A 24,699-nucleotide genomic window follows, 5' to 3' on the forward strand; every position below is an offset into this window, starting at 1 on the left:
TTTTTAATGACCGCCTAATGAACTAGGCTCAATTTTTTGGAATTTCGGATCTTCAATTTGTGATATATATGCCATTTGATGACCAGGGAAATTCTTCATACGCCAGCCATCCATATTTTTGTTTCCACCATACATAGGGTCAGAATATGCCCCCTCTAATGTTGCTGCACGCAATAAAGTAAAGAAGAATGCAGAGGTGACTCCACTCATTTGTACTTCACCTTTCTGGAAGGCTGTCAAAATTTCATCCATTTGTTTGCCATCTAAATCATTGAAGCTTTTTTTGTAGCGCTTCTGAGCTTCAGATTCAAATTTTTGGATTCCTTGCTTAAAAATCTCTCCGCGTGTTAGGCGACTTTGGTAACCCTGAGTTGGGGCCCCCTCAGCAAACGGACCGTGCATGTATTCTTTGGAATTACTTCCGTATTGTCCTGCGAGCTGATGATCAATGAAATAAGGGACATCTAAACCTTTTGCTCCTGGACCTAAATCATCTTCTGGAAAAATACGTTCAGTAGCATTAGATAAAATATTGAAATCTCTCTGATTCATAAAGAACATTTTTGCTTTTGGTGAGCCAAGCGCTTCATTCGTAGTGCCATGCTGACCATGCTCTTGTGTGGAAGTTCCCTTGCCTGGTAGGTTATAGCCTACAAGTCCTCCGATTATTCCACCACCGACTAATGTACCTGCTGCAATCCCTGTTGTTTTTAAAAAATCTCGTCGTGAAACATTATTTTCTGAACTCATGGAAATCCTCCCCTCAAATGTATAGAAACTTTCCTATCTTTTATAATCAGCAAAAAAAATAAATTATAATCAAACTTATTGGAAGAAATTTTATTTCTATCCAATTATAAAAACCAGTCCAATGTAATTAAGAAAATAAGTGAGTAATATGTTCAGAAATGTAAACACTATTAAAGTAGTGTAAATACCATTATTAAACAAATATTATTCTTATTGGAAAAGTTTTGTTGACTTCTTCTTTTTGTGACCTTACTCTGAAGAAGAAGGACAAAAAAATACTAAAAAAGATGTTAAATATGGGAGATGTGAGAAAAAAGAATATGTGGATTAAGGGTATAGGTGGTAAACTAGTTGTCGCAATTATAGCTCTAGTATTTGTAACGTGTGGAACGCTTGGTGCATCTACCATGATTAGTAGTACGAAAGCAGTGGATGAGCAGGTTGAATCCAATTTAGTATCTAGGGCAGCAGATGTGTCAAAATACATAGAGGAGCACTTCCAATTAACTTTAGTGGAGGTAGAGGCAATTGCTGAGCAGGAAGTAATTCGTAGTATGAATTTTGAAGATCAAAAGAAATATTTAACGAAGCGCCTTGCAGATAATGAGAATTATTTAGGGTTTGGGATTATTACTGCTGATGGTGTTGCCCATTATTTAGATGATACTATAGCTGATTTAGGGGACCGTGCCTATGTGCAGGAAGGTTTTACAGGTAAATCCGTAATGTCCGACATAACAATTAGTCGGGTGACAGGTGAGCCAGTTATTCTAATTGTTTCTCCTATAGATACAGTGACAGGCGAAAAGGCTTTATTGTTAGCTCGTATCGATGGCTATTATTTATCAAAAATTGTAGAGGATATTAAAGTTGGAGAAAGTGGCTATGCCTTCATGCTAGATGGAAAAGGTACGATTATTGGTCATAACAACCATGATTATGTAAAAGAGCAATATAACCCAATAGAAGCGGCAAAAGAAACAGGAAAAGTGACGGGGAGGGCATTAGCTGCTCAAGAAATGATTGATCATACGCAAGGATATTTTTCCTTTCAAAATGATGAAACAGGTACAAATCTTTTAGGTTATCACACTTTAGAGAATGGCTGGAAAATGGGTGTTATTGCGCTAGAGGGTGAAATGATGTCAGGTCTTTCACGTTTAAAAGTCAACTTCATCATTACAACAGTTGTTGTCACTATATTAGGCTTGCTTATCTCATTTGCAATTTCACGATCTGTCAGCAGACCGCTACGTCATGTTTTACGCATTACTGAGGGGCTATCTGAAGGTGACTTTACTCAGGAAATCCCCGAAAAATATTTAAAACGACATGATGAAATGGGGACAATGTCAAAAGCTTTAGACCAAATGACGGACAATATGCGGGAAATGATTTCACAGGTGGGACAAGAAGCTACTGCCGTTAATGAAGCCTCATGCGATTTAATGGAAGATGTGCATGCTGTAACAAAACAATCTAAGCAAATAGCAGGGGCAATAAATGAGGTCGATCGTGGTGCGCAAAGTCAAACAGCGATGGCAGAGGAAAGCGCGTCAGCTATGGAACAAATGGCTTTAGGGGTTCAGAACGTTGCAGAGGTGGCTTCCACAATTGCTACAAATACACAATTTATTTCCCAGAAAATTAGCGAAAGTAACAAAGCTGTTCAACAATCCATTACACGAATGAATGAAATTCAACAGGGGACTTCGTTGGAAATAGAAAACATTCGTAAACTGGAACAAGAGTCCGAAGAAATTAGTTTAATTTCAAAAATGATTACGGATATTTCTGACCAAACAAATTTATTGGCACTAAATGCATCGATTGAAGCAGCACGCGCAGGAGATGCGGGCAAAGGATTTGCAGTTGTCGCTGAAGAGGTTCGCAAGCTATCCGAGCAAACAGCTGAATCAGCAACGAAGATTAATGTACTTATAGAAAGAGTACAATCCTACACATTAGAAGTAGTAAAAGCAGCTGAAATGGGAGAGGAAAATGTTGAACGTGGATTAGTATCTATTGAAACGTTGGGTGAGCGTTTTGATGAAATGGTACATGCAGTAGGTGAAATCTCTAGTCAGATTGATGAAATGAATGCTTCAGCTGAACAAATGTCTGCGAACACAGAGGAAGTGTCAGCCTCGATGGAGGAGATGGCGGCAACGGCTCATGCAGCAAGTGACTACGTGCATGATGTGACAGATGCTACAACAAAGCAAACGAAAACAGTGCAAATGATGAACGATCAAACTGTTAAACTTTCTGAAATGGCAAAACGATTGTATGGGGCTACCCAGAAATTTAAACTTTAAAAGATAAAGGAGCTGTCGTTGATTAGACAGCTCTTCTTATGTTTTAAAAAGTTAAATAAGCACATCTTGCATGGCTTTAAGGAGTTCCCCCGTAGAGATTAACTGCTCTCCACCGCCCTGAACCATTTGATCATTACCGCCACCTTTTCCATTTATGAGCGGTAAAATCTTTGCAGCTATATCTTTCATACTTCTTTCAGCTGCTGCACCTCTTGCTGCAACAAACTGTAGCTTGTCTTCGTTTTCAGTGACAAGAAGTACGATAGCATCTTTCTGTTCAGTAACAATTATACGTGCTAGCTTTTGTAGCTCCTGCATCGTACGGTTAGAAAAGGCAGCAGCGATCATGTGGTTGTTATTGGAAATGAGTGCCTTTGCTTCAAATTGGAGCAGCTCGTCTTTTGCATGAGCAAGTGCCTTTTCCGTATTTTTTTGCGCTGATAAAATTTTAGCAAGTGCAGCAGCGGCTTCTGCTTCAGGTACACTTAACTGTCTTGCCACGTCAGCTAGAACTTTTTTACGCATGGCGAGCTCTTTTAAAACCCGCTGACCGCAAACAAAGGAGACACGAATATTGCCCTTCATTTTTTCAGTGCCTAAAATTTTAATTGCGCTAACTTGTCCGGTGGAGATTGGGTGTGTCCCACCACAACCGTTATAATCAAAATTAGGAATAATCACTAGTCGAATATCTCCAGTAACGGCTACATCTTTACGTAGATTATAATTCTCTAGTTCATTTTCTGTAATCCACGTCGTTTCAATTGGACGATTTTCTAAAATAATATCATTGGCAAGAGCTTCAGCTGCTAAAAGCTGGTCTTCAGAAATTGTATCCACAGCTAAATCAATTGTGACCTGCTCACTGCCTAAGTGGAAGCTAACAGTTGGTAGATTAAATAGCTCGACAAAAGCTGCTGTTAATATATGCTGCCCTGCATGTTGCTGCATATGATCAAAGCGCCGTTGCCAATTTAATTGCCCTTGCACGTCTCCATTCAAAATGGAAACGTCACCCTGAATATAATGTCGTATTTCATCGCCCACCTTTTCAACATCAATAACCTCAATACCATTTATTGTCCCTGTGTCATGTGGTTGTCCACCACCCGTTGGATAAAATGCAGTATTTGAAAGCACGATGAAGTTTCGGCCATTTTCATCAGTTCCTTTACTGATAACAGTCGCATCAAATTTTCGCAGCATCACGTCTTGGTAATATAATAGCTCCTTCAAGAAAAAGCCTCCTTTTATGTAGTGTATCCGTAAGAGAAGCATCTCTTTAAATTTATTGTGTCATAATTAAGGATAGGTGTATACGAGTTTTCTAGTTGACCCATGCTGAATTTGATTTAATATATAAAAGAACAGGTTAACATAAAGGAGCTAGTATGATGGAAATTACACAATTCTCAATGGAAGAAATTTTAGATCCAACAAACATAATTGAGGGTAAGCGTTACGAGTTTATTTTAGACGTGGAAGTGGACGAAGAAGATGAGCTTTACCACGAAGCAGGTATTAAAATACGAGTACTAATCGCTGAAAAAGGTGAAGAGTTATTTATTTTAAACTACTTTATTATGGAAAAGGCAGAGGGCGAGTATTTAGATTTTGCATTAGAGGATGAAGAGTTAAATGAAATTTTAGCCTTCTGCAAAGAGGAATTAGCAAAAGCTTAATATTCCATTTAAAGGAGGGGGCTGTCCGCAAAGTTGATGTAGATCGACTTTGCGGTACAGCCTTTTCATTTTTGTATACAAAAAAGCCTTTGAAGGAATCTTGTTAAAAAGGACAGAATACGTCCTTCAGATTCAACCTCAAAGGCTGTATGCTAGTAGTAAATCCGTCATACCAAAAGTGGCTGAATAAAAGTCATAAACAACTTGGTAGCTACTTCTCAAATTCCGAGTGTAGTTTAATTGCAGTCATATACAAACTGTTTTATTCACTTTCGCTTTTTAAATTATTAAAAATGCTTAACATGAATGTTAAACCTGCAACAATTCCAATGAAATTCGAACTTATGGCTTTATTAAACCATATACCACCTATGGGTAAAGATAATGGCAAAAATGTAGCTAATGGCACATATAGCGAAAAGAGAAAACAAGGAAGGAATACACAAATAAGTAAGGGCAAATTAATTTTAATGGTCCATTTTTTTATAAAAATAAGTGATAAATAGACACCCCACATAAAGAGAATAATAAAATTAGCCCAAAAAACAGGAACTATACTATATGTTGTAGCTGAGATAACCTTAATTTGATATTTAATATCATAACTGATGATTGTTAATAAAAATAACCCAATAACCCAAATTAATTTCCAAAAAAAGATGACCATTTTTTCATGAACAACCCCCCCTTAGAAGTTTAATTTATAATTATTAATACGTTCCGATATTCAAAAAGTCCCCAAATAGTCCATATATAATAAATTATACCTTTAAATTACTACTGTTAGATACTTATTTCATCATGTAAAATCCAATGACTGTTGCCTACGCTACATGAAGCTCATTTTTAAACTGTTCAATTTGCTAAATTACTTTTAATTTTTTTTTGCAATATGTATGGTGAAATTAAAGGCTTGTCGTATAAACAAGAAATAAATACATAACATTCGCTTGTGCACTAGATTTTAGCCGCAATGAAATCGAGGCTTTTTTAAAGTACGTAAAAATTGACCAACAATGGCTGTATAGGAAGAATTTTTTCTATTGTCATCTCAGTAACTGTACTTCAAAGAGGTTGAATTTTACTGTCTGTTGTTTCTCATGATAAAGTTTTTGAATTGTTATTTGTAATTGATTTAAGAATTATTTAAGATTACTGAAATAGTAGTGTTGTGCTCAAAGGGTAGACTAAATCTTAGCGTTAGGTTTAACGGGAATTTAAAACGAAGAGGTGCTTTTATGTCTTTATATACACAATCGATTATGGTGGCTTTTCTTATAACCATTTTTTTATCCTTTGCTTTGTTTATACCTTGGCTAATTTATACCTATCGAAAGTACGGTTATTTATCAATATCTAAAACGATTATTATGTTCTCCTTTATTTTTTACTTTTTATCAGCATTATGTTTAGTCTTATTACCGTTTCCTCCAACACGTGATACTTGTTCGTTACAAGCTGCAGATACTGTTCACTATAATTTACGCCCATTTCAATTTATTAGGGATATTTTAAAGGATAGTGGAATCGCTCTAACGAGTCCCTCAGCATGGCTTTATATAACGAAGCAACCAGCCTTTTTTCAAGCATTTTATAATTTCTTATTACTTATGCCATTTGGGATATACTTGCGTTATTTTCTTAAAAAAAGAGAGTACTGGAAACGTGCATTTATCATCAGCTTTTTGCTAACATTGTTTTATGAGGTAACTCAAGTTACAGGAGTTTATGGCATCTTTAATTGTGCGTACCGTATTTTTGATGTAGATGATTTAATGCTTAATAGCGCTGGTGCATGGCTTGGGTTCTTTTTAGCACCTATTGTATGGGCGTTGTTTCCTTCTCATGAGGCAGTGCAGGCAAAGGCAGCAGAAATTGCAAAAAATGATATCGTCAAACCACTATCTATATTACTAGCCATCATTATTGATTTATTTATTGCGCAGCTTATTTTGGTTGTAGTGGGGGCTGTAGTACCTAATAATAGCATTTTTGAATTTTTTATAAAGTTCATAATGTATATATTGCTATTTGGTCTAGTTCCGACTATTACAGGTGGAGCAACTATTGGTATGAAGGTTTTACGCTTTACGATGACAAGTGTAAAGGGCAACGGTATTATTCAGAAAACATGGCGACGCTGCTTCGCGATATTAGCAACGATTAGTCTATTAGAGATGATTGCTATTTTAGGGCAAATTAAGCTAAATATGGATTCGCCCTTCTATGTGCTACAAATAGTAATTACATTAGTAGCATTTATGGCTGCACTGCTTATTAGACTTATAATTGTCATACATGTAGCTCGTGTCTTAATAAGTGGAGGGAAACGCCATCTGTTTATTGATGAGTATGCTGGGTTGGTGGCAACGAGAAAAAAATAAGGGGGATTGTTGAATGAAATACGTAATCATCGGGGGAGATGCTGCAGGAATGTCAGCAGCAATGGAGATATATCGAAATGTACCAGGCGCAGAGATAACATCTTTAGAGCGTGGATTTATTTATTCATATGGGCAATGTGGATTGCCCTATGTAGTGGATGGACGTATTTCATCGACAAAGCGGCTTATTGCAAGAGATGTAGAAACATTTCGTGATAAGTATGGCATTGATGCACGAGTAGGTTATGAAGTAAATGGAATAGATGTAGACAAGCAGCTTGTTTTTGGTACACAGGCATCTGGAGAAGCCTTTGAACTCCCTTATGATAAACTTCTTATCGCAACGGGTGCAGATCCGACGATGCCAGTGAAAAAAGGTGCGCATTTAGCAGGTATACACACGGTGAAAACAATTCCTCAGCTAGAGGATTTACTAGCCGATTTAACACCAGATATAGAAACTGTCACTATTATAGGTGGCGGCTATATTGGTCTAGAAATGGCTGAAACGATTCATGCATGTGGTAAAAAGGTAAGATTAATTCAGCGAAGTAGCTATGTTGCTAGAATTTTAGATGAAGAATTTGCCCAGCATGTTCATGATGAGGCAAAAAAGAATGATATTGAACTATTGTTAAATACAGATGTAGAGGCGTTTGAAGGTCAGCACCGTGTGGAACAAGTGTTGACAGATAAAGGTGCCCTCCAAACAGATTTAGTGATTATGGCTGTAGGGATTAAGCCGAATACACAATTTTTAGAGGGAACAGGTATAACAATGTTGAAAAATGGTGCAATCATTGTTAATCGCCATTTAGAGACCTCTATCGAAAATATTTACGCTGCTGGTGATTGTGCTACGCATTTCAATATTGTCAAGGAACGCTTAGATTATATACCGCTGGGTACCACTGCTAATAAACAAGGACGGCTGGCTGGACTTAATATGTCTGGTAAATTTGCACCGTTTCGTGGCATAGTGGGTACTTCTATTTTAAAATTTTTCAATTTAACAATTGCTACAACGGGTATTAATGAGCAGAAGGCAAAAGAGCTGGGATTTGACTATGAGGCTTTTAAATTATCGGCTCGCCATATTGCAGGTTATTACCCTGGTGCTCAACGAATGTACATTAAAATTATTGTGAGAAAGCGAGATCAACTGTTGTTAGGTGCTCAAATTGTGGGACCTTCTGGTGTTGATAAGCGTATTGATGTTTTTGCGACAGCTTTATACAGTAAAATGACACTACCTGATTTATTAGATTTAGATTTAGCCTATGCGCCGCCATTTAACGGTGTTTGGGATCCATTGCAGCAGATTGCAAGAAAGAATGGACGTTTATAAATAGGAGGTAGAGAAATGAGCATTTATGATATTAACGTAACCTTAGAGGATGGTACTATCTATAGCCTGGAACGATATAAGGGAAAGCCTATGCTAATTGTCAATACAGCCTCAAAATGTGGCTTTACACCGCAGTTTGAGGAATTAGAGGGTCTCTATGAGAAATACCAGGAGGAAGGTCTTGTTGTCCTTGGATTCCCGTCAAATCAGTTTAAGCAAGAGCTCGCGACTGCAGAAGAAGCGGCATCACAGTGTCGACTGACATATGGAGTGACGTTCCCAATGCATGAGATTGTCAAGGTGAACGGTAAAGAAGCGCATCCTATTTTTGATTATCTCACTTCTCACTCAAAAGGATTTTTAGGCAACAGCATTAAGTGGAACTTTACAAAATTCCTTGTCAATCGTGATGGTGAGGTTGTTGGACGTTACGCATCAGCGGATAAGCCACATAGCTTTGAGGTTGATATTAAGAAAGTCTTAGCACAATAGTTTAGGGGAATTCATGCACAATCTGTGTGTGAATTCTTTTTTTATGTCGATATTTATTAAAAATTGGGCGATAAAAGAGGGAAATGTTTCGATAAAACATATTAACTTTTCGACAAACGATTGATTTAAGGTTGCTGTAAGCTTACGACAAATTTGCTGTAAGTTTGGAGTCGTATACTAAGATCAGAAAGAAGAGGTGAGCGTATATGACGCCATTATTAAAGGTTCAAAACGTTGGAAAAACTTACGGCAAAGGCGCAAATACTTTTACAGCGCTATCAAATATATCATTTGGAGTAGAAAAAGGAGAGTTTGTTGGTGTAATGGGTCCTTCAGGGGCAGGTAAATCTACGCTTCTCAATGTATTAGCAACGATCGATACACCAACGACTGGTGAAATTATTATTGGTGATACCAACCTAGCACGTATGAAGGATGCGGAATTAGCAGATTTTCGTCGGGATAATTTAGGGTTTATTTTCCAGGATTATAACTTACTTGATTCTTTAACGGTTCGAGAAAATATTGTTTTACCACTAGCAATTGCGAAGATGCCAACAAAGGCTATTAACGCAAGAGTTGATCGCATTGCCTCATTGTTTGGCATTCGTGATTTATTGGATAAATATCCATACCAAATTTCAGGTGGACAAAAGCAGCGTACAGCCTCATCACGTGCGTTAGTGACAGAGCCAAAATTAATCTTTGCCGATGAGCCTACAGGTGCATTAGATTCAAAGTCAGCAACAGATTTACTTGAAAGTTTAAGTGATTTAAATCAATCCCAAGCAGCTACCATTATGATGGTTACCCATGATGCCTTTGCAGCTAGCTTCTGTCAGCGCATACTATTTATTCAGGATGGGCAGCTATCTAAGGAAATTCATCGTGGGACTCTCACAAGGAAGCAATTTTTCCAAGAGATCTTACAGGTGTTGTCTAGCATCGGGGGTGGAGTAAATGACGTTATTTAGCTTAGCACGTAAAAATATTCAGCGTAATTTGTCGAATTACTTTTTATATATTGCCTCGATGGTATTTAGTATTGTTATTTACTTTACGTTTGTGACGCTAAAATATAATGATGATCTATCAGCCTTAAAACAATCCTCTCAGCAAATTAAAGGATTGATGAGTGCGTCGTCGGTTGTACTATTGTTCTTTATTGTCATCTTTATGGCATATTCTAATTCATTTTTCATGAAGAAACGGAAAAAGGAAGTAGCGCTCTATTCATTATTAGGTGTACGTAAGCAAAAGATCGGTCTCATGCTTTTTTTCGAGAATTTAGTCATAGGACTAGTCTCTCTAGTACTCGGTATTGTTCTAGGGTTCTTTATGTCACAGGGTCTATTAATGATCCTAGTAAAATTAATGGGCTATGAGGTTGTTGGAAGCCTAACTTTTTCAGTGGAAGCACTGATGAATACAACTGGTATTTTTACACTATTGTTTTTATTCACATCCTTACAAGGCTATCGTGTTATATACCAATTTAAATTAATTGATTTATTTCATGCTGAAAAACAGGGTGAGCAAATTCCACGTGCATCTTTAGTAGCTGCTTTACTTGGGACAGCACTCATTGCATTTGGTTATTATACAGCCGCCTCTGATATGTTTACGAGTAAAATTTGGCGATTCTTCACCGTTTTAGGTACGCCACTAATGGTCATAGGAGTAACCATTGCAGGGACGTATCTTCTATTCCATAGTGTTAGTGTCTTTGTATTAACAGCATTAAAACGAGCAACGTCTTGGTCTTGGAAGGGCTTAAATTTAATAGGTGTCTCACAGCTATTATATCGCATACGAGCAAATGCGAAATCGTTGTCCATTATTGCGATCTTAAGTGCAACGACTATTACTGCTGGTGGTGGTGTCTTTGGAATGTATTACAATGCTGAGGCCACTGTACGTCAGATGCTGCCAAATACATTTATGTGGAAGGGCGATCCAGTAGAAATTTCTCAGAAAGATGTCTTATATAATGAATCACTTGCAGTGAAAAATTTACGTGTCGATAATGATTTGTCGTTTTTTGAATATACATTATTGAAGGAGTCGGATTATAATCGTTTAGCGAAATTCCAAGGTAAGAATCAAGAACTGCATATTGCAGATGGATCAACCGTATTACTTGATGCAGCCTACGATGAACGATTTTCACATGATTTTACAGGAGAAGACTTTAAGTTACAAAACGGAGATTCCTTCCATGTAGATAGAATGTACACAGAAAGCGTACTAAACTTTATAGCAGCCGGAACAGTACTTGTGGTGAATGATCAAGAATTCGCTGCTACTAATGCTGAAGAGGTAAAGATGCAGGTTGTTGGATTAGATAATGATTTGAAACAGCAGGCGGTTTCACAAGACATTATTAAGCAATTGTCCACAGAACAACAAGAATCCTTCTCTAGTGTTCCGCAAAGCTATGAGGATAGTTTAGCGACAGTTGGTGCATTATTGTTTGTGGGCAGCTTCCTAGGCCTAGTTTTCCTAGCGGCAACAGGCAGTATTATTTACTTCAAAATTTTAACGGAAGCTGAGGAAGACCAGGCGAAATATGCCATTCTAAATAAAATCGGTGTGAATAGTAAGCAAATCTTAAAGACAGTGGCAGGGCAGGTGGCTGTTATCTTTAGTGCACCACTTATCGTAGGCATTGTGCATAGTGCGTTTGCGTTACTAGCTTTTTCACAGTTGTTTGGCATGAATATTACGAAGCCAGTAATACTGTGGATGGTTGCATACTCAGCTATTTACTTTATTTATTATATCTTTACCGTACGAGCATTTTATAAAATTGTAAGACAGGGGAATTAATATGAAAAAAGTAATTTTAGGAATAGGTGCATTGTTCATCTTATTCGTAGCAGGGTTGGTTGTATTGATGACTGTAGACTTTAATCGTTTAAATAAAGACACGTACTATGCCCATATTACGACGGATGGTGAGGTAGAAGAATATAAGGCAAGTAATGGTGAAATTTTTAAAACGTATTGGTACGAGATACCTACTTACAATAAAAATGGCGAAGAAAAAACATTAAAGTTCTCTGCTCAGAAAAATTTACGCCATGATGCCTATTTAAAGCTATATGTAAAAAAAGAAACAGAAGTCACTTCATATGATGAAGTCAAATTCCATGAGTTACCTGCTAAGGTGCAGGATCAAATGAAATAACAAAGAGGAGCAGCCACTAGGACTGCTCCCTTTTTAGATAAATGCTAACGGTTGTTCCTTTTTGTTCTTCGGAGGTAATACTGACTGTTCCTCCATGAGCCTCAATAATATCCCTAGCAATAGCTGTGCCTAAACCAGTGCCAGTTGTTCGTTCTGTATTTGTACCACGATAATAACGCTCAAAAATATGCTCTAAATCTGCCGCCGCTATCCCTTTGCCATTATCAGAAATCGTAATAATATTCTCATCCACAGACACATGGACAGTTACATCAGGGCCATTGTGAAGCAGAGCGTTGTGTAAAAAGTTCATGATAGCTCTGCGCATAAAATGCTCATCTATTTGATGGCAACTGTTATGTGAGGTTGCCTCAAACTCAATATTGGCAAGCTCATAGTGTGGCGTATTTAATGTATCAATCACAATCTCACGAATAAACGATACTATGTCAATTTCTCTTAGTGTGAGCGGAAGCTGCTGATGTCTTAAGCGCATCGTTAAATTTAAATCATCTAGCAAATCTTGCATATGCAATGACTGTTTCTCAATGATTTGTGCGTATTCAGCTTGCTCTTGAGGAGTTAGTGTTTCATCATCTAACAGCTCGGCATAACCACGAATAGAGGCAAGGGGCGTTTTCATGTCGTGTGAGACATTACTAATCCATTCTTCACGCATCAATTCTAGTCGCTTGCGTTCCTGCTCGTGTGCAGCTAATTCTCTGGATACCTCATTTAAATTTTCAAAAACGGGTTTATACACACCACTAGGCATTTTAACAGTTTGATGCTCATGATTTTTTAAATGGCGTATACGCTCTATCAGTGCATATAGTGGCTTAGTTAATGTACGACCAAAAAGCCAGCCAACCAATGTAGCTACTAATAAATCGGCAATAACAATAAACAACCCAAATTTGCCAATAAACTGTAAAAATGAAGTGCCAGAAACATGCATAACAAGTCTTGTCACACCACTACCCTTGATACCAATAAGATAATTTACATCATCCTTACTGCCAACATAAACAGTAGTATCAGCATCAAATTCCTTATATTTATATACTTGAATTAAATCTATAGGTGCATAGTGTGAAAGAGCTTTCTCTGGTGCGAATTGGGAATCGATGACTTGACCATTCACATCAAGTAACTGAATCCAAGCATTTCGCTGATGCAAGTGTTCAAGGCCTTCTTTACTGATTGAAGGTTTTTCATTACTTATATCAATATATTTTTGGAAATCCCGTACAAAGCTTTCTTCTGTAGATGGAACAAAGCTATCATTTTCATTTGCTAGTCGATAAATGAGGAGCCCAATAAGAATAGCAGTATTGACAAAAATAACTATGATGACAATAGAAAGTATGGAAAGGAGAAAGCGTGCTGTTAATTTCCACCTCATCCTTGTGCCTCTTTCGGTAGGACAAATTTATAGCCAAGTCCTTTGACAGTGGTGATGTACATAGGTTTAGAAGCATCCTGCTCAATTTTCTCGCGTAGACGTCGAATATGCACCATGACAGTATTATCAGAGCCGAAAAAATCCTCTCCCCATACACGCTCAAAAAGAGTCTCTTTACTTAAAATTCGATTAAGATTGTGCATAAAGCACGCCATTAAACCAATTTCCTTAGCTGTTAATTCCAATAAAACGCCATCCTTCTGAACTTCAGTTTCATCAGCATTTAGCTGGAATGGTCCAACCTGTAATGTCTTTTCGGCAATGCTCGGTGTTGACTCCTGTGTTTGATAGCCAGCTCTACGTAATTGTGCCTTTACGCGATAGGCAACCTCCTTTGGACTAAAGGGTTTTGTAATATAATCATCGCCCCCAATTGCCAGCCCTAAAATTTTATCTATTTCCTCATTTTTCGCTGACATAAAAAGGACTGGAACATGCGATACTTCTCGAATTCGTCTACATAAATCATAGCCCTCACCATCTGGAAGCATGACATCGAGTAGCACAATATTTGGTTGTGTCTGCTGAAAGCTTGTCCATGCTTCTTGAATAGTACCTGCAGTATAAATTTGCTTATAGCCCTCTTTTTGCAGACTGACTTTTAGCAGATTAGCTAAATCAGCCTCATCATCCACTACTAAAATAGTTGGTTCTTGCATGGGGACACACCCTTTCATTTTTATAATCATCTTAGAGATTTAAGAATAGCGTATAGTCTTAATTTTTGAAAGCCGAACAATGATTAATGAATTATTAAATTTACAGTATGCTCATTTATAAAAATCATTATAAAAGAAATGTTTAAAAAGTTGAGAGTTTTAACACTTTGTATTCGATATAGTTAGTGAAAAAGCTTTTTCAAAAGATTTAGAGGGAGGCGAAATGATGAGGTGCACTGCTAAAAATTTCATTAGCCGTTTACAAAATAAAAAAGAAGATGCACTTGATTATGTAATAGAGCATTATTCTAGTTTCGTGAATGCAATAGCTTATAAAATTCTTTCAGACATCAATAAAGATGCTATTGAAGAATGTGTGAATGATGTGTTTTTAGCTATTTGGCAAAATGCTAAACAATTTGAAGGCCAGCCTGAATATTTTAAAAAATGGATAGGTATGCTCACAAAATATAAAGCGATAGATATTTTTCGTAGGCTTGAAAAACAACAAGCACGAGAGAAGGGTGACGAGGAGCTCTCACAAAAGCCTGATGTAAAAGAGACAGAGCGGGAGTTTCTAAAAAAGGAGCAACGAAATGATTTATTATTCGCAATTAGCTGCTTAGAAAGTGTTGATCGGGATATTTTTATGATGAAGTATTTTCTACAGTTAACGAATACTGAAATAGCAGAGACACTTCATTTATCAAAGGCGGCTGTAGAAAACCGGCTATACCGAGGGAAGAAAAAGCTAGCTACATCCATAAAGTTAAGGGAGGTATTCATATGACAAAAAGCTATAAAGACTGGTTAAGTTTAGATATTGAAAATATAGAACCACTGGAATTGTCATCACAGCAAAAGGCTAAGCTAAAGCAAAGGGTTTTTAAGCAAACAGTTAAAAAGCGTGTACCGAAATGGGTACGTCATTTATCAGCTGCAGCACTCATTGGCATCGGCACTGTAACAACTGTAGCAACTGCTTTTCCGACTCTAGCCTCACAAATTCCATTTATGAAAAACATAGCTAGCTATTTTAATAATAAAGACACTATGTTTGAGAATTTCGATAGTTACGCTACAGAGATTGGTCAGGTTCAAACTAGCAACGGTATATCAATGATGATCGAAAATGCAGTTTTTGATGGTACTTCCCTCACGATTTCTTTTGCACTGGAAAGTGATACAGAATTAGGCTCCCATCCATTTATTCAAGGTAATTTTATTGATGTAAAAGGTTCTGTGGCTATGGGAGGAGGGAGTCGACTAGAAAAAATAAGTGATAATAAATATGTTGGGTTAGCAAATGTCACACCCTATTTTGATAAAGAAGCACCAGAGGAAGTAGAGGTAAGCTGGACGCCACAGGCTTTCTATGTAAATACAGATAAAATAGTAAAGGGTGATTGGGCTTTTCATTTTAAAGTCTCAAAACTTGCAGGTGAGTTACAGTTAATAAATGAAACCGTTACTAATTATGATGTCACTGCTAGATTTACAGCCCTTGAAAAAAATGATATGTCCACGATTATTCATTTTGAATATGAAGTTGATCCAGAGTTGCTGAAAAAATGGCCAGAGGTGACAGTGCAATTTGATGAACTGCAAGATAATGCAGGGAATAAGTATACAGTGCATGGAAATGGCGCAAGAAGTCTTGACAATGGTATTTCCTACAAATCTAGTGCTACTATACAGGCTATTCATTCATCCGCCAAGTCCATTACATTTGTTCCAGTGATCTATTTCTCCTTAGGCTCCGGAAAAGGTATGGAAATAAAGGAGATGGATCCTGTCACACTTCCAATAAAATAATTAAATGAAAGGTCCTTGTGCACTTTTAAAGCACAAGGACCTTTTGAAACTTTTACGGAGTATAAATCGTAAAGAGAGTATTAAATAACTAGGAGGGAAAGCAAATGTTCAAAAAAATAGCAGCAGATGCATTAGGATTGTCGGATATTGGCATAGTTGTGCCACGTGAGGATTATGATAAAACGGATGCAGATGATTTTATTTTGCATGAAATAGATGAAAAAATTTATTTTTTAATTAAAACAAAGGCAGACGAGTATTGCTTCACAAATAGAGCGATTATACATGTTGATGGTGAAAGTGCCATGAGCAAGAAGCGATTGCTGCGCCGTTATGATTATTCTATGTATACTATTACAGATGTTTTTCTCGAAACAGCAGGAACAATCGATCTTGATGTCGAAATTAAGTTTACAATAGGTAATTCTCCATTATCCATCGATATTCATAAACGTTTTATTGATGATATTAAAGACTTATATAAAGCGTTACATGCAATCAGCTATGAGCAAAAGCAAAATGCCTACAAGCTAGAGGCAGCAGAAAAAAGCTTACAAATTGCTTCCTCATCCATCGGACGAATTGGTAATGATAATGTCACTCCTTCTACATCATTCGAGGAAATTACACGCTTTGCAAATAGCTGGATGATAGATCATAAGGACAAATATAAAAAAGACGATTTCTCACACGTTTATGATTTATATATGAACAATTAAGAAAGAATAGCTCTCTGCAATTTGTGGAGAGCGTTTTTAACATAAATACATAAAATCAAACTAGGAGTGTGGCGAAAAATGACAAACGAATTGCAAGTGCTAGAAAAAGAAATAGGAATAGAAAATGGACATTTCGAGCAGCAACCGCAAGCCGTAGAAACATTATTCGTAAATGAGTTTATAGATGGTATTTTAGACCCTTCGCAGAAAATGCTTGGTCCTGTTAAAGATGGTGGAACGATTATTGCTAATACAACACCTGGTTGCTGGGGACCCATGCTGACACCTACAATTCGTGGTGGACATGAAGTGACAAAGCCTGTATTTGTAGAAGGAGCGGAGGTAGGAGATGCCATTGTCATTAAGATTAAATCCATTCAGGTGACATCATTGGCAACGGCATCTGGACACGATGAGGTTATTAGCGATCGATTTATTGGTGACCCATTTGTTTCCGTAAAATGTCCAGGCTGTGGCAAACTTCATCCGAGCACTATTGTTAAGGGAATCGGTCAGCACGCCATTCGTTGTTCCACATGTGATACCGAAACGGCACCTTTTAAAATGACCAATGGCTACACGATGGCATTCGATCATAAGGGGAATGTTGGTGTTACTGTTGGTCGAGAAGGAGCACGTCGTATTGCACTGGATGCGAAAAATTATATGCGCACACCTGAAAATTCTATACAAAATCCGGTAGTAGCATTAGCACCCAGTGATTTAGTTGGCGTTATGGCTAGAATGCGTCCATTTTTAGGACAACTTGGTACGACGCCTTCCAAGGCTATGCCAGACTCTCATAATGCAGGAGACTTTGGATCATTTTTAATTGGGGCACCACATGAATATGCCTTTACACAAGAGGAATTGGATAAACATCGTACAGATGGGCATATGGATATAAGCCGTGTTCGTGAGGGGGCAACCATTATTTGTCCAGTTAAGGTTCCTGGAGGTGGTGTTTATATTGGTGATATGCACGCCATGCAGGGTGACGGTGAAATTGCGGGACATACAACAGATGTTGCTGGTATCGTCCAACTACAGGTTAGTGTATTGAAAAAAGCGTCATTGGAAGGTCCAATTTTATTGCCAAATGCTGAAGATCTACCTTATACAGCTAAACCTTTTACAAAGGAAGAAAAACGCCGGGCTCGTGAGCTTGCGGAGGAATTTGGGGTTAAACAGGTGGAGGATGCATTCCCTGTATCAATCATTGGCTCTGGAACATCATTAAATGAGGCAACAAATAATGCCCTAAGTCGTGCTGCAAAGCTTTTTGAGATGAGTGAGCCAGAGGTGATGAACAGAGCAACTATTACAGGCTCCATAGAAATTGGTCGTCATCCTGGAGTTGTAACAGCAACCTTCCAGGTACCGAAAACTGTACTGAAAAAAGCACGAATTTATAAACCAGTGAAAAAACAATATGATTGATTGATAAAAATAAGCACAAAAGCAAACTATGAAAATTATTTCTGGTTTGCTTTCTTTTTGTTGGCAAAGACTTTTGTCTAAAGATTGACAAATAAAAATTGTTTTCTATTGATTAGTTGCTATAATAGAACAAGTTCTAAATAGCTAAAAGATTGTTATAGTTCTAATAGAATTCTTACATAGAAATGATGGTGACACATGGCAGATTTCGTGCGTTTACAAGAAAAAAGAGAAAAAGCAAACAGTTTTAAAGCATATATCAATAAAATGCGAGGTGGAGGACATGCACCTTCAAGAACAAATTTTGCTGACGCTCTCACAGGTGCGGTAGGGGGGTTAGTATGTATTTTTGTGCTTCTTTGGCTGACGAATTACACAGGGACAACTTGGCTAATGGCCTCACTTGGTGGTAGCTGTGTACTCGTATTTGTGGTTTGGAATGCACCGTTGTCTCAACCACGAAATATTATTGGGGGGCATTTTATTTCTGCCTTTATTGGTCTATCTATATATTCCCTTCTAGGAACAAGTATTGTTTCCATTAGTATTGGTGTAGGATTAACAATTTTCTTAATGGCGATTACGGGAATTATTCATCCACCGGCAGGAGCTAATCCTATTATTATTATTTTAGGAGGCTATGGATGGAGCTATTTGGTGATGCCTGTATTATTAGGTGCATTAATTATTGTGTTCTTCGGTATAGTGATTAATAATTTACGAGAAACACGACAATATCCTTCATTCTGGTAAAGATAATAATTGTGTAATCTATATTTGGCGCAGGGCAATTAAAAATTTGACAGATTTTTTTGTAACTATTTGAATGGTTACTCGTCTACTGTTACGAGAAGGTTAATTTCTCGATTATATTAGTGAATTATACATAACTTCCCTAAGTTGTGTATGGCTAGCACTGTCTAGCATAGGCAATGAGTGAATTGTGACAATGCCAATGGGCTACCAACTTATAAGCAATTGTCCAAGGAACTCATTCGCCCTTTATTAGGAAAATATAAATTTTAACCCATCTATTAAGTTACTATTCAATAGATGGGTTTTTCTTTGTCGCATTTATAAGAATACTTTTGTCGTATTCTTAAGGCATATCATAATTTTTTTAGCATATGTTGGATTAGATTTGTTATATTGAAGAAAGAGTATTAGCGAAGCGTGTTAGTATTTTTGATAGGGGGCTCCAATTTCATGCTGTTGGATTGTGATGAGCAGTTATTCATGGCATATAAACGTAGTGGTGAAAAGGGTACTGAAAAAGTGCTGTCAACTTGGTCGGAGGCGGAGAACAAGTTACAGGCAGACCCAAAAATATTAGGTACTGCACTTTCACCAAATTTATTTTTAGTGAATGAGGAAATGGCGATGAATATTGCTTTTTCAACTGCGAGGAAATATTGGGGTCATGTAACTACAGATACGCAAGCTTTTTTTGATAAGCAGGGTATGGATGCTAAATTTGTACATGATCGTCTGAATGATTTTTTTTATACGCAAAAAGGGAAAGAGATTTTTTTTGAGCAGCTTTTTGCACAGCATACAATGGACTTTGAACGGTTAATATGGTTAATCTTTGGCAAACGAATGAAAATTACAATGCCGGTTAACGAACTTCAAACTATATTTTTATATAAATTAAATAATGAATATTTTGTGCATATGATTTATAAAGAACATACTCTATTTTGGCATTGGTTGTTTATGAAAAAGATTTATTCACTGTTTATCCACAAACCTTTAGAACAATTCACATTTATTCATGAAATGCTTGGTCATTTTGAGCATTCTGCAAGAAAAACTTATGCACATGTGAATAACTTTGTGAATAATTACAAAAAAGTTCTGGATAAGTGTATAACTTATGTGGATAACCATAATTCAACATGCTTAGAAAAAAAACAGTTACACCTTTACCAAATCGTTGTGCATTACCGATTAGCCGAAGGGGATAATCGTTGTGTTAAGTCATTAATTACTGCTTTTGAAGCGGATTGGCGTTATTCAATGTATGCTTTGACAGAGAAAGAAAAGGTGTTGATTGCCTACCTTCTGTTTCATATAGCACATCAGGAGAAGAATGATGAATTGGTTATCCAGTACGGAGAATATTTATTAGAGGATGAAAGACTTAATAATTATGCAATAGAGATTATGCTGGAATATAAAGAACTACTGCCTAATCGAAAGCCAACACCTCCCGCTATTATCAAAAATTATGAACTAAATTTTCTAGAAAACTTATATGCTATTTTACTCGATCATTACGTAAGAACCGAGCGTTATCATGAGGGATTAACACTTTTAAAGGAGCATAAACTAGCATCCAATAAAAAAATACATGCAGCATTAGTGCAGAAAAACTATAGTAATGAACATTTTATAGCGATAGAGGCTTATGTCCAACAAGATATTGCTTTACTTGTTAATAATTCATTACAGCATATTGGATTATCTGTTGATGAATGGCGTAGAAATTATCGTCTACCAGAGGCTTCGTATTATTTTGTTGCACAGAGCGCATCCCTTCATATATTAAATATCTTAAAAGTTCTATTTGTAACCGAGCAGTATGAACTCTTTGAAAAATTAATGGAAATTTATAAGAAGTACTTACTTATAGATGATCATTTCGAGAGTTTACGAGTGTTTATAAGTGCATATGTAGAGCAGGAATGATTAAAAAAGAGTGTCTAGTGTAAATATGTACTAGACACTCTTTTCATGTTGTTGAAATACTATTATGTCAATGAAATCAAGGTGACAAATTAAAAAGTATTGCCCTTTTTCATAACGAGGGGTTGATCTCCATTCCGACTGAGTGCTTTCCTGGGGCTGTCCGCTTCGCTTGCCCACTGGAAGCTTTGCTCTGTGCGAAGGCGAAGCGTCAGCAACACGGTCTTATCTGTGCGAAAGCGAAGCGTCAGCAACACGGTCTTATCTGTGCGAAAGCGAAGCGTCAGCAACAAAGCGAGTAGCCTGGAATGGAAATCACCTTCCTTTTGACTAAATATTCACAAAGAGTCCCATGACCATTTAGTTTTTCAACACTCTTTTTGATGTTTATTCTAAAACGCCCTTGTCTTTAAAGGCAGCAATTTCTTCTGCGCTAAAGCCAAGAGCAGATAACACTTCCTCATTATGCTCTCCGAGTTTGGCGCCAACATGCCTATATTCTGGTTGAGCGCCATCAAATTTAAAGGCAGATGCAATTTGTTTTTGCGTCGTACCATCGCTTTTGGGAATATCAACAATCATGCCACGAGCCTTTAGCTGTGGGTGCTCGCACGCTTCAGGGAAGGTTAAAACGGGTTCCACACATCCCTCAAAATCCTCGTTAAACACTTCTAGCCATTCATTATAAGTTTTTGATAAAAAGGCATCATGAACGGCTTCTTTAAAACGAATTTGTGTATAGTATGAATCATTAAAAGTATTATCAATAAGCTCAGGAATATCAAGGGCTTCACATAGCAGCTTGCGGAATTGAGGCTCAAGACTTCCTACTGAGAAAAATCTCCCATCTTTTGTTTTGTAAAAATCATAGTAGCTACCACCATTTAAAATTTCCTGCTCTGGCTGAGGCACACGTCCCCCTCCAATGTATGCGGCTCCATACATAGCATTAAGTGAAAATACAGCATCGGTCATACTAATGTCGACATATTGCCCTTCGCCAGTTTTTTCACGATGTAATGCAGCAGCCAGTACGCCAATTGCAGCATGCATGGTGCCTCCTGCAATATCAGCTAACTGAATTCCCATCGAAACGGGTTTTTTATCCTTATGGCGAGAGTAATCCAGTACACCAGCTAATGATAAATAATTATTGTCATGTCCTGGACGATTGCTATAAGGTCCCGTTTGACCATAACCAGTAATTGCACAATAAATAACCTTTGGATTAATTTCCTTTAGAGCCTCATAGCCAATGCCAAGTCGTTGCATAACGCCAGGTCGAAATCCTTCAATAATAACATCGTACTCATGAACGAGTGACTTCACGATTTCCACAGCCTCGGGCGATTTTAAATTTAACGTTAATGACTTTTTAGAACGATTTAAATGTTGGTGTATATATGCCTCATGATCGTCATCATAAGGAGGCATGATTCGTGTTAAGTCCACGCGCTTTGAAGATTCAACGTGGATAACCTCCGCACCTAAATCAGCAAATATCATTGTTGCCATTGGCCCCGGTAGTAATGCAGAAAAATCGAGAATTTTTAACCCCTTTAAAATACCCAAATCTCCCAACCCCTTTTGTGTAGCTACTAATGCCACCTATATTAAGAGACTTAGTAGCTTTTCTCTTAACCCCATTTTGAGAAGCGTATATTGCGTCTGTATTAATACAGAATACTATAAATTTATCAGTATTATAACAGAAAAAATGATGGCTTGACTATGCTAATTTTTATTATAAAATAATTAGTCTGAAAATTATATGTCAGAATAACAATAAAAGTAAAAAAATTTCGAATATAGATTTTCTGTCAAATTTCAGATAATAATCACCTTTTATTTGAAGATTCTGTAAATAAAAAAAGCGAAAAAATCTCTATGTAATAGAAAATACATAGAGATTTTTCATAGTGTTGAAAAACTAAATGGTCAAGGGACTCTTTGTGAATATTTAGTCAAAATGAAGGTGATTTACGTTCCAGGCTACTCGCTTTCCTGTGGGCGAGCGACGAGCCGCTTCGCTGCTGATGACGCTCCGTGCAGGGTCTCGTCTGTCTCGCTATCCCACGGGAGTCGGGTAGCCTTCCACTCCAATCAGCAATAGTGTAGAACTTTAAATATTTTCTTCCCTTAAAAGTAAAGTAAAGCATATTACTTACTATTTATTAAATGAGATAGAATAGTTGGTACAATCCCATATGGTTGTCAACCACATTTTTGTGCATAAAAATACTTTATAACTAAACATAAAACCTCTTACCACCTTGTCGTACTGCTTTTCGCATAGAAAAAATGTTATCAGCTTCATTTTCACGAAAATAGTGATGGTTAAGACTTAAATTTATTACTATACATTTATGTGAGAAATGCCAACGAAAATACTATGAGCGGTGGTTGATTGGAGTGTAGACTGAGTGATTCCTCAGGGTTCAGCGTCACAGATGAGAACCCTGGAACGCCAGTGAAGCGGCTCATCGGACGCCCCAGGAAGCTCTGCTCTGCGCGAAAGCGAAGCGTCAGCGGCAAATGTTTTCTGTAGCGAAAGCAAAGCAGCTACAAAGCCCTCAGTCGACGGAAATCAACCCCTCATCTTGAAAAAGGGTTATACTTTTTAATTTGTCACCTTGATTTCATTGACATAATAGTATTTCAACAACATGAAAAATCTCTATGTAATACATAGAGATTTTTATATTGTTATAGAAATATTATGTCAAAGTGTACGCTATTACTTTGAATAAAAATTCACTGTAAAATAAGGTGAACCATTGTTTTTAAAGCAAACACCGACAAAAACATGCGTAAATTCTTTTCTTAAAATATTCCTACGATGTCCTGCAGAATTCATCAGTGCCTCATGAGCAAAAATGCTATTGCATTGACCAGAGGCAATATTTTCACCATACCAGAAATAATCTACACTACCAGCAGTAAGTCTATTATTCGAATGATGACCTTTATGATCCTCATGGCTAAAAAATTGATGAGTTATCATATTATTACTATGTTGGCGAGCAATAGAATTGCATTTTTTATCATAAATAAGTGGTTGCAATCCTTCTACGGCTCGTTCATGATTAATGAGTTCAACCATTAAATCTTCAAATCCTGTCCGTAATTCATTGGAAGGTTTCCCATAGAAGCTATTTTTATTTAATTCTGTAGCAGAATGAATCCAAAGAATGGAGCGAACTATATTGTTTTTGTGTAAATCATAGAAAAAAGTGACATAGTGCTGATTAATTAAATAGGTACCATGTGCTACATTGTCTGTACAATCAATATAATGTAGCAAGTAACTTGTATTTTGATAGTGCATAGCTTTGAGAGGAGACCCATATTTTTTAGTAACCTCAGTTAGACTAGCACCTATTTTAATACCAAATGCTTTATGCGCTAATCTCGTTTCATATCCACCAATGACTTGAGAATTATGCCTTCCTACAAGAGAAAATAGGAAATCATCTGTCCCTATTCGATGCCATTCCATTTCATATTCACTTTGAAAGCTAATACTTGAGGCGTTTTTTTGTGTCAAAGCACTCGAATAAGCTTTTTTATTTGAGCTGATAGAAGCTTTAGCCCATAATCCCATACCAAAGCCCAATAAAATTGGAGCTGTTTTATAAATCAACATACTTCAATCCTCTTCTGTTAAAGTACAATATCTAATAAAAATCTATCAGAAATAGAGCGTTTTATTACTATAAAAATACTATATTTTTGCTAAAAAAACGAGA

21 protein-coding genes are annotated in these 24,699 nt (G+C 37.0%); 14 read left to right on the forward strand and 7 right to left on the reverse strand.

Annotation, left to right across the window (positions count from 1 at the left end; all coding sequences use genetic code 11):
- Positions 1-3 precede the first annotated feature (3 nt).
- Positions 4-750: a gluconate 2-dehydrogenase subunit 3 family protein gene (locus QNH24_RS00910; RefSeq protein WP_283870328.1), complete on the reverse strand. Its 747-nt coding sequence runs from the start codon at positions 748-750 to the stop codon at positions 4-6.
- A gap of 296 nt (positions 751-1,046) precedes the next feature.
- On the opposite strand from QNH24_RS00910, the gene QNH24_RS00915 reads away from it, so the two are divergent.
- Positions 1,047-3,068, forward strand: a complete 2,022-nt coding sequence (locus tag QNH24_RS00915; RefSeq protein ID WP_283870329.1) for a methyl-accepting chemotaxis protein — start codon at positions 1,047-1,049, stop codon at positions 3,066-3,068.
- Positions 3,069-3,119: 51 nt separating this feature from the next.
- Here QNH24_RS00915 and QNH24_RS00920 read toward each other — a convergent pair whose 3' ends face one another.
- Entirely contained in the window at positions 3,120-4,304 is a 1,185-nt protein-coding gene (locus tag QNH24_RS00920) for an alanyl-tRNA editing protein (protein ID WP_283870330.1), read from the reverse strand.
- A gap of 158 nt (positions 4,305-4,462) precedes the next feature.
- On the opposite strand from QNH24_RS00920, the gene QNH24_RS00925 reads away from it, so the two are divergent.
- The gene (locus QNH24_RS00925) at positions 4,463-4,750 is read left to right on the forward strand and encodes a DUF6509 family protein (RefSeq protein WP_283870331.1); all 288 of its coding nucleotides are present in this window, start codon (positions 4,463-4,465) and stop codon (positions 4,748-4,750) included.
- 262 nt (positions 4,751-5,012) lie between these two features.
- On the opposite strand, the gene QNH24_RS00930 is transcribed toward QNH24_RS00925, so the two are convergent.
- Complete coding sequence (locus tag QNH24_RS00930) at positions 5,013-5,417, reverse strand: hypothetical protein (protein ID WP_283870332.1); 405 nt, start codon at positions 5,415-5,417, stop codon at positions 5,013-5,015.
- A 571-nt stretch (positions 5,418-5,988) separates the two neighbouring features.
- Between QNH24_RS00930 and QNH24_RS00935 the strand changes: the two genes are divergently transcribed.
- The 6 genes from QNH24_RS00935 to QNH24_RS00960 all read left to right on the forward strand — a co-directional run bounded on the left by QNH24_RS00935 (position 5,989) and on the right by QNH24_RS00960 (position 12,164).
- Positions 5,989-7,134 (forward strand): VanZ family protein, encoded by a 1,146-nt coding sequence (locus QNH24_RS00935; protein ID WP_283870333.1) that lies wholly within the window; start codon positions 5,989-5,991, stop codon positions 7,132-7,134.
- A 13-nt stretch (positions 7,135-7,147) separates the two neighbouring features.
- Positions 7,148-8,482, forward strand: coding sequence for an FAD-dependent oxidoreductase (locus QNH24_RS00940; RefSeq protein ID WP_283870334.1), 1,335 nt, complete (start codon positions 7,148-7,150; stop codon positions 8,480-8,482).
- A gap of 15 nt (positions 8,483-8,497) precedes the next feature.
- A complete protein-coding gene (locus QNH24_RS00945; protein ID WP_283870335.1) occupies positions 8,498-8,974 on the forward strand; it encodes a glutathione peroxidase in 477 nt (158 codons plus the stop codon).
- Between the two features lie 206 nt (positions 8,975-9,180).
- Positions 9,181-9,948: an ABC transporter ATP-binding protein gene (locus QNH24_RS00950; protein ID WP_283870336.1), complete on the forward strand. Its 768-nt coding sequence runs from the start codon at positions 9,181-9,183 to the stop codon at positions 9,946-9,948.
- Positions 9,935-11,803, forward strand: a complete 1,869-nt coding sequence (locus QNH24_RS00955) for an ABC transporter permease (RefSeq protein WP_283870337.1) — start codon at positions 9,935-9,937, stop codon at positions 11,801-11,803. Before QNH24_RS00950 ends, QNH24_RS00955 begins: the two co-directional genes overlap by 14 nt.
- A 1-nt stretch (position 11,804) precedes the next feature.
- Entirely contained in the window at positions 11,805-12,164 is a 360-nt protein-coding gene (locus tag QNH24_RS00960) for a YxeA family protein (RefSeq protein ID WP_283870338.1), read from the forward strand.
- Positions 12,165-12,180: 16 nt separating this feature from the next.
- Here the strand turns inward: QNH24_RS00960 and QNH24_RS00965 are convergent, their stop codons facing one another.
- Complete coding sequence (locus QNH24_RS00965) at positions 12,181-13,569, reverse strand: sensor histidine kinase (protein ID WP_283870339.1); 1,389 nt, start codon at positions 13,567-13,569, stop codon at positions 12,181-12,183.
- Positions 13,566-14,288, reverse strand: coding sequence for a response regulator transcription factor (locus QNH24_RS00970; protein ID WP_283870340.1), 723 nt, complete (start codon positions 14,286-14,288; stop codon positions 13,566-13,568). Before QNH24_RS00970 ends, QNH24_RS00965 begins: the two co-directional genes overlap by 4 nt.
- Before the next feature lie 223 nt (positions 14,289-14,511).
- Between QNH24_RS00970 and QNH24_RS00975 the strand changes: the two genes are divergently transcribed.
- The 6 genes from QNH24_RS00975 (at position 14,512) to QNH24_RS01000 (ending at position 20,953) form a co-directional block, all read left to right on the forward strand.
- Entirely contained in the window at positions 14,512-15,078 is a 567-nt protein-coding gene (locus QNH24_RS00975) for a sigma-70 family RNA polymerase sigma factor (protein ID WP_283870341.1), read from the forward strand.
- Positions 15,075-16,103 carry a DUF4179 domain-containing protein gene (locus tag QNH24_RS00980; RefSeq protein WP_283870342.1) on the forward strand — a complete coding sequence of 343 codons (1,029 nt, stop codon included), beginning with the start codon at positions 15,075-15,077 and terminating at the stop codon, positions 16,101-16,103. The genes QNH24_RS00975 and QNH24_RS00980 overlap by 4 nt, the downstream gene beginning before the upstream one ends.
- Positions 16,104-16,207: 104 nt before the next feature.
- A complete protein-coding gene (locus QNH24_RS00985; protein ID WP_283870343.1) occupies positions 16,208-16,822 on the forward strand; it encodes a PH domain-containing protein in 615 nt (204 codons plus the stop codon).
- A 78-nt stretch (positions 16,823-16,900) separates the two neighbouring features.
- Entirely contained in the window at positions 16,901-18,262 is a 1,362-nt protein-coding gene (locus QNH24_RS00990; RefSeq protein WP_283870344.1) for an acetamidase/formamidase family protein, read from the forward strand.
- Between the two features lie 198 nt (positions 18,263-18,460).
- Complete coding sequence (locus QNH24_RS00995; RefSeq protein ID WP_283870345.1) at positions 18,461-19,015, forward strand: HPP family protein; 555 nt, start codon at positions 18,461-18,463, stop codon at positions 19,013-19,015.
- Positions 19,016-19,468: 453 nt separating this feature from the next.
- Complete coding sequence (locus tag QNH24_RS01000; protein ID WP_283870346.1) at positions 19,469-20,953, forward strand: hypothetical protein; 1,485 nt, start codon at positions 19,469-19,471, stop codon at positions 20,951-20,953.
- A 384-nt stretch (positions 20,954-21,337) separates the two neighbouring features.
- Here QNH24_RS01000 and QNH24_RS01005 read toward each other — a convergent pair whose 3' ends face one another.
- Positions 21,338-22,522, reverse strand: a complete 1,185-nt coding sequence (locus tag QNH24_RS01005; RefSeq protein ID WP_283870347.1) for a CaiB/BaiF CoA transferase family protein — start codon at positions 22,520-22,522, stop codon at positions 21,338-21,340.
- 1,165 nt (positions 22,523-23,687) lie between these two features.
- The gene (locus QNH24_RS01010) at positions 23,688-24,593 is read right to left on the reverse strand and encodes a CAP domain-containing protein (RefSeq protein ID WP_283870348.1); all 906 of its coding nucleotides are present in this window, start codon (positions 24,591-24,593) and stop codon (positions 23,688-23,690) included.
- Positions 24,594-24,699: the final 106 nt, after the last annotated feature.

Source organism: Lysinibacillus pakistanensis, assembly GCF_030123245.1.
GTDB classification, from domain to species: Bacteria; Bacillota; Bacilli; order Bacillales_A; family Planococcaceae; genus Lysinibacillus; species Lysinibacillus pakistanensis.

What these genes read in the sequence shown, in the direction of transcription:
- QNH24_RS00910 (WP_283870328.1), bottom strand. Translation starts at nt 750, where the DNA reads ATGAGTTCAGAAAATAATGTTTCACGACGAGATTTTTTAAAAACAACA.
- QNH24_RS00915 (WP_283870329.1), top strand. Translation starts at nt 1,047, where the DNA reads ATGGGAGATGTGAGAAAAAAGAATATGTGGATTAAGGGTATAGGTGGT.
- QNH24_RS00925 (WP_283870331.1), top strand. Translation starts at nt 4,463, where the DNA reads ATGGAAATTACACAATTCTCAATGGAAGAAATTTTAGATCCAACAAAC.
- QNH24_RS00930 (WP_283870332.1), bottom strand. Translation starts at nt 5,417, where the DNA reads ATGGTCATCTTTTTTTGGAAATTAATTTGGGTTATTGGGTTATTTTTA.
- QNH24_RS00935 (WP_283870333.1), top strand. Translation starts at nt 5,989, where the DNA reads ATGTCTTTATATACACAATCGATTATGGTGGCTTTTCTTATAACCATT.
- QNH24_RS00940 (WP_283870334.1), top strand. Translation starts at nt 7,148, where the DNA reads ATGAAATACGTAATCATCGGGGGAGATGCTGCAGGAATGTCAGCAGCA.
- QNH24_RS00945 (WP_283870335.1), top strand. Translation starts at nt 8,498, where the DNA reads ATGAGCATTTATGATATTAACGTAACCTTAGAGGATGGTACTATCTAT.
- QNH24_RS00950 (WP_283870336.1), top strand. Translation starts at nt 9,181, where the DNA reads ATGACGCCATTATTAAAGGTTCAAAACGTTGGAAAAACTTACGGCAAA.
- QNH24_RS00955 (WP_283870337.1), top strand. Translation starts at nt 9,935, where the DNA reads ATGACGTTATTTAGCTTAGCACGTAAAAATATTCAGCGTAATTTGTCG.
- QNH24_RS00960 (WP_283870338.1), top strand. Translation starts at nt 11,805, where the DNA reads ATGAAAAAAGTAATTTTAGGAATAGGTGCATTGTTCATCTTATTCGTA.
- QNH24_RS00965 (WP_283870339.1), bottom strand. Translation starts at nt 13,569, where the DNA reads ATGAGGTGGAAATTAACAGCACGCTTTCTCCTTTCCATACTTTCTATT.
- QNH24_RS00970 (WP_283870340.1), bottom strand. Translation starts at nt 14,288, where the DNA reads ATGCAAGAACCAACTATTTTAGTAGTGGATGATGAGGCTGATTTAGCT.
- QNH24_RS00975 (WP_283870341.1), top strand. Translation starts at nt 14,512, where the DNA reads ATGATGAGGTGCACTGCTAAAAATTTCATTAGCCGTTTACAAAATAAA.
- QNH24_RS00980 (WP_283870342.1), top strand. Translation starts at nt 15,075, where the DNA reads ATGACAAAAAGCTATAAAGACTGGTTAAGTTTAGATATTGAAAATATA.
- QNH24_RS00985 (WP_283870343.1), top strand. Translation starts at nt 16,208, where the DNA reads ATGTTCAAAAAAATAGCAGCAGATGCATTAGGATTGTCGGATATTGGC.
- QNH24_RS00990 (WP_283870344.1), top strand. Translation starts at nt 16,901, where the DNA reads ATGACAAACGAATTGCAAGTGCTAGAAAAAGAAATAGGAATAGAAAAT.
- QNH24_RS00995 (WP_283870345.1), top strand. Translation starts at nt 18,461, where the DNA reads ATGGCAGATTTCGTGCGTTTACAAGAAAAAAGAGAAAAAGCAAACAGT.
- QNH24_RS01000 (WP_283870346.1), top strand. Translation starts at nt 19,469, where the DNA reads ATGCTGTTGGATTGTGATGAGCAGTTATTCATGGCATATAAACGTAGT.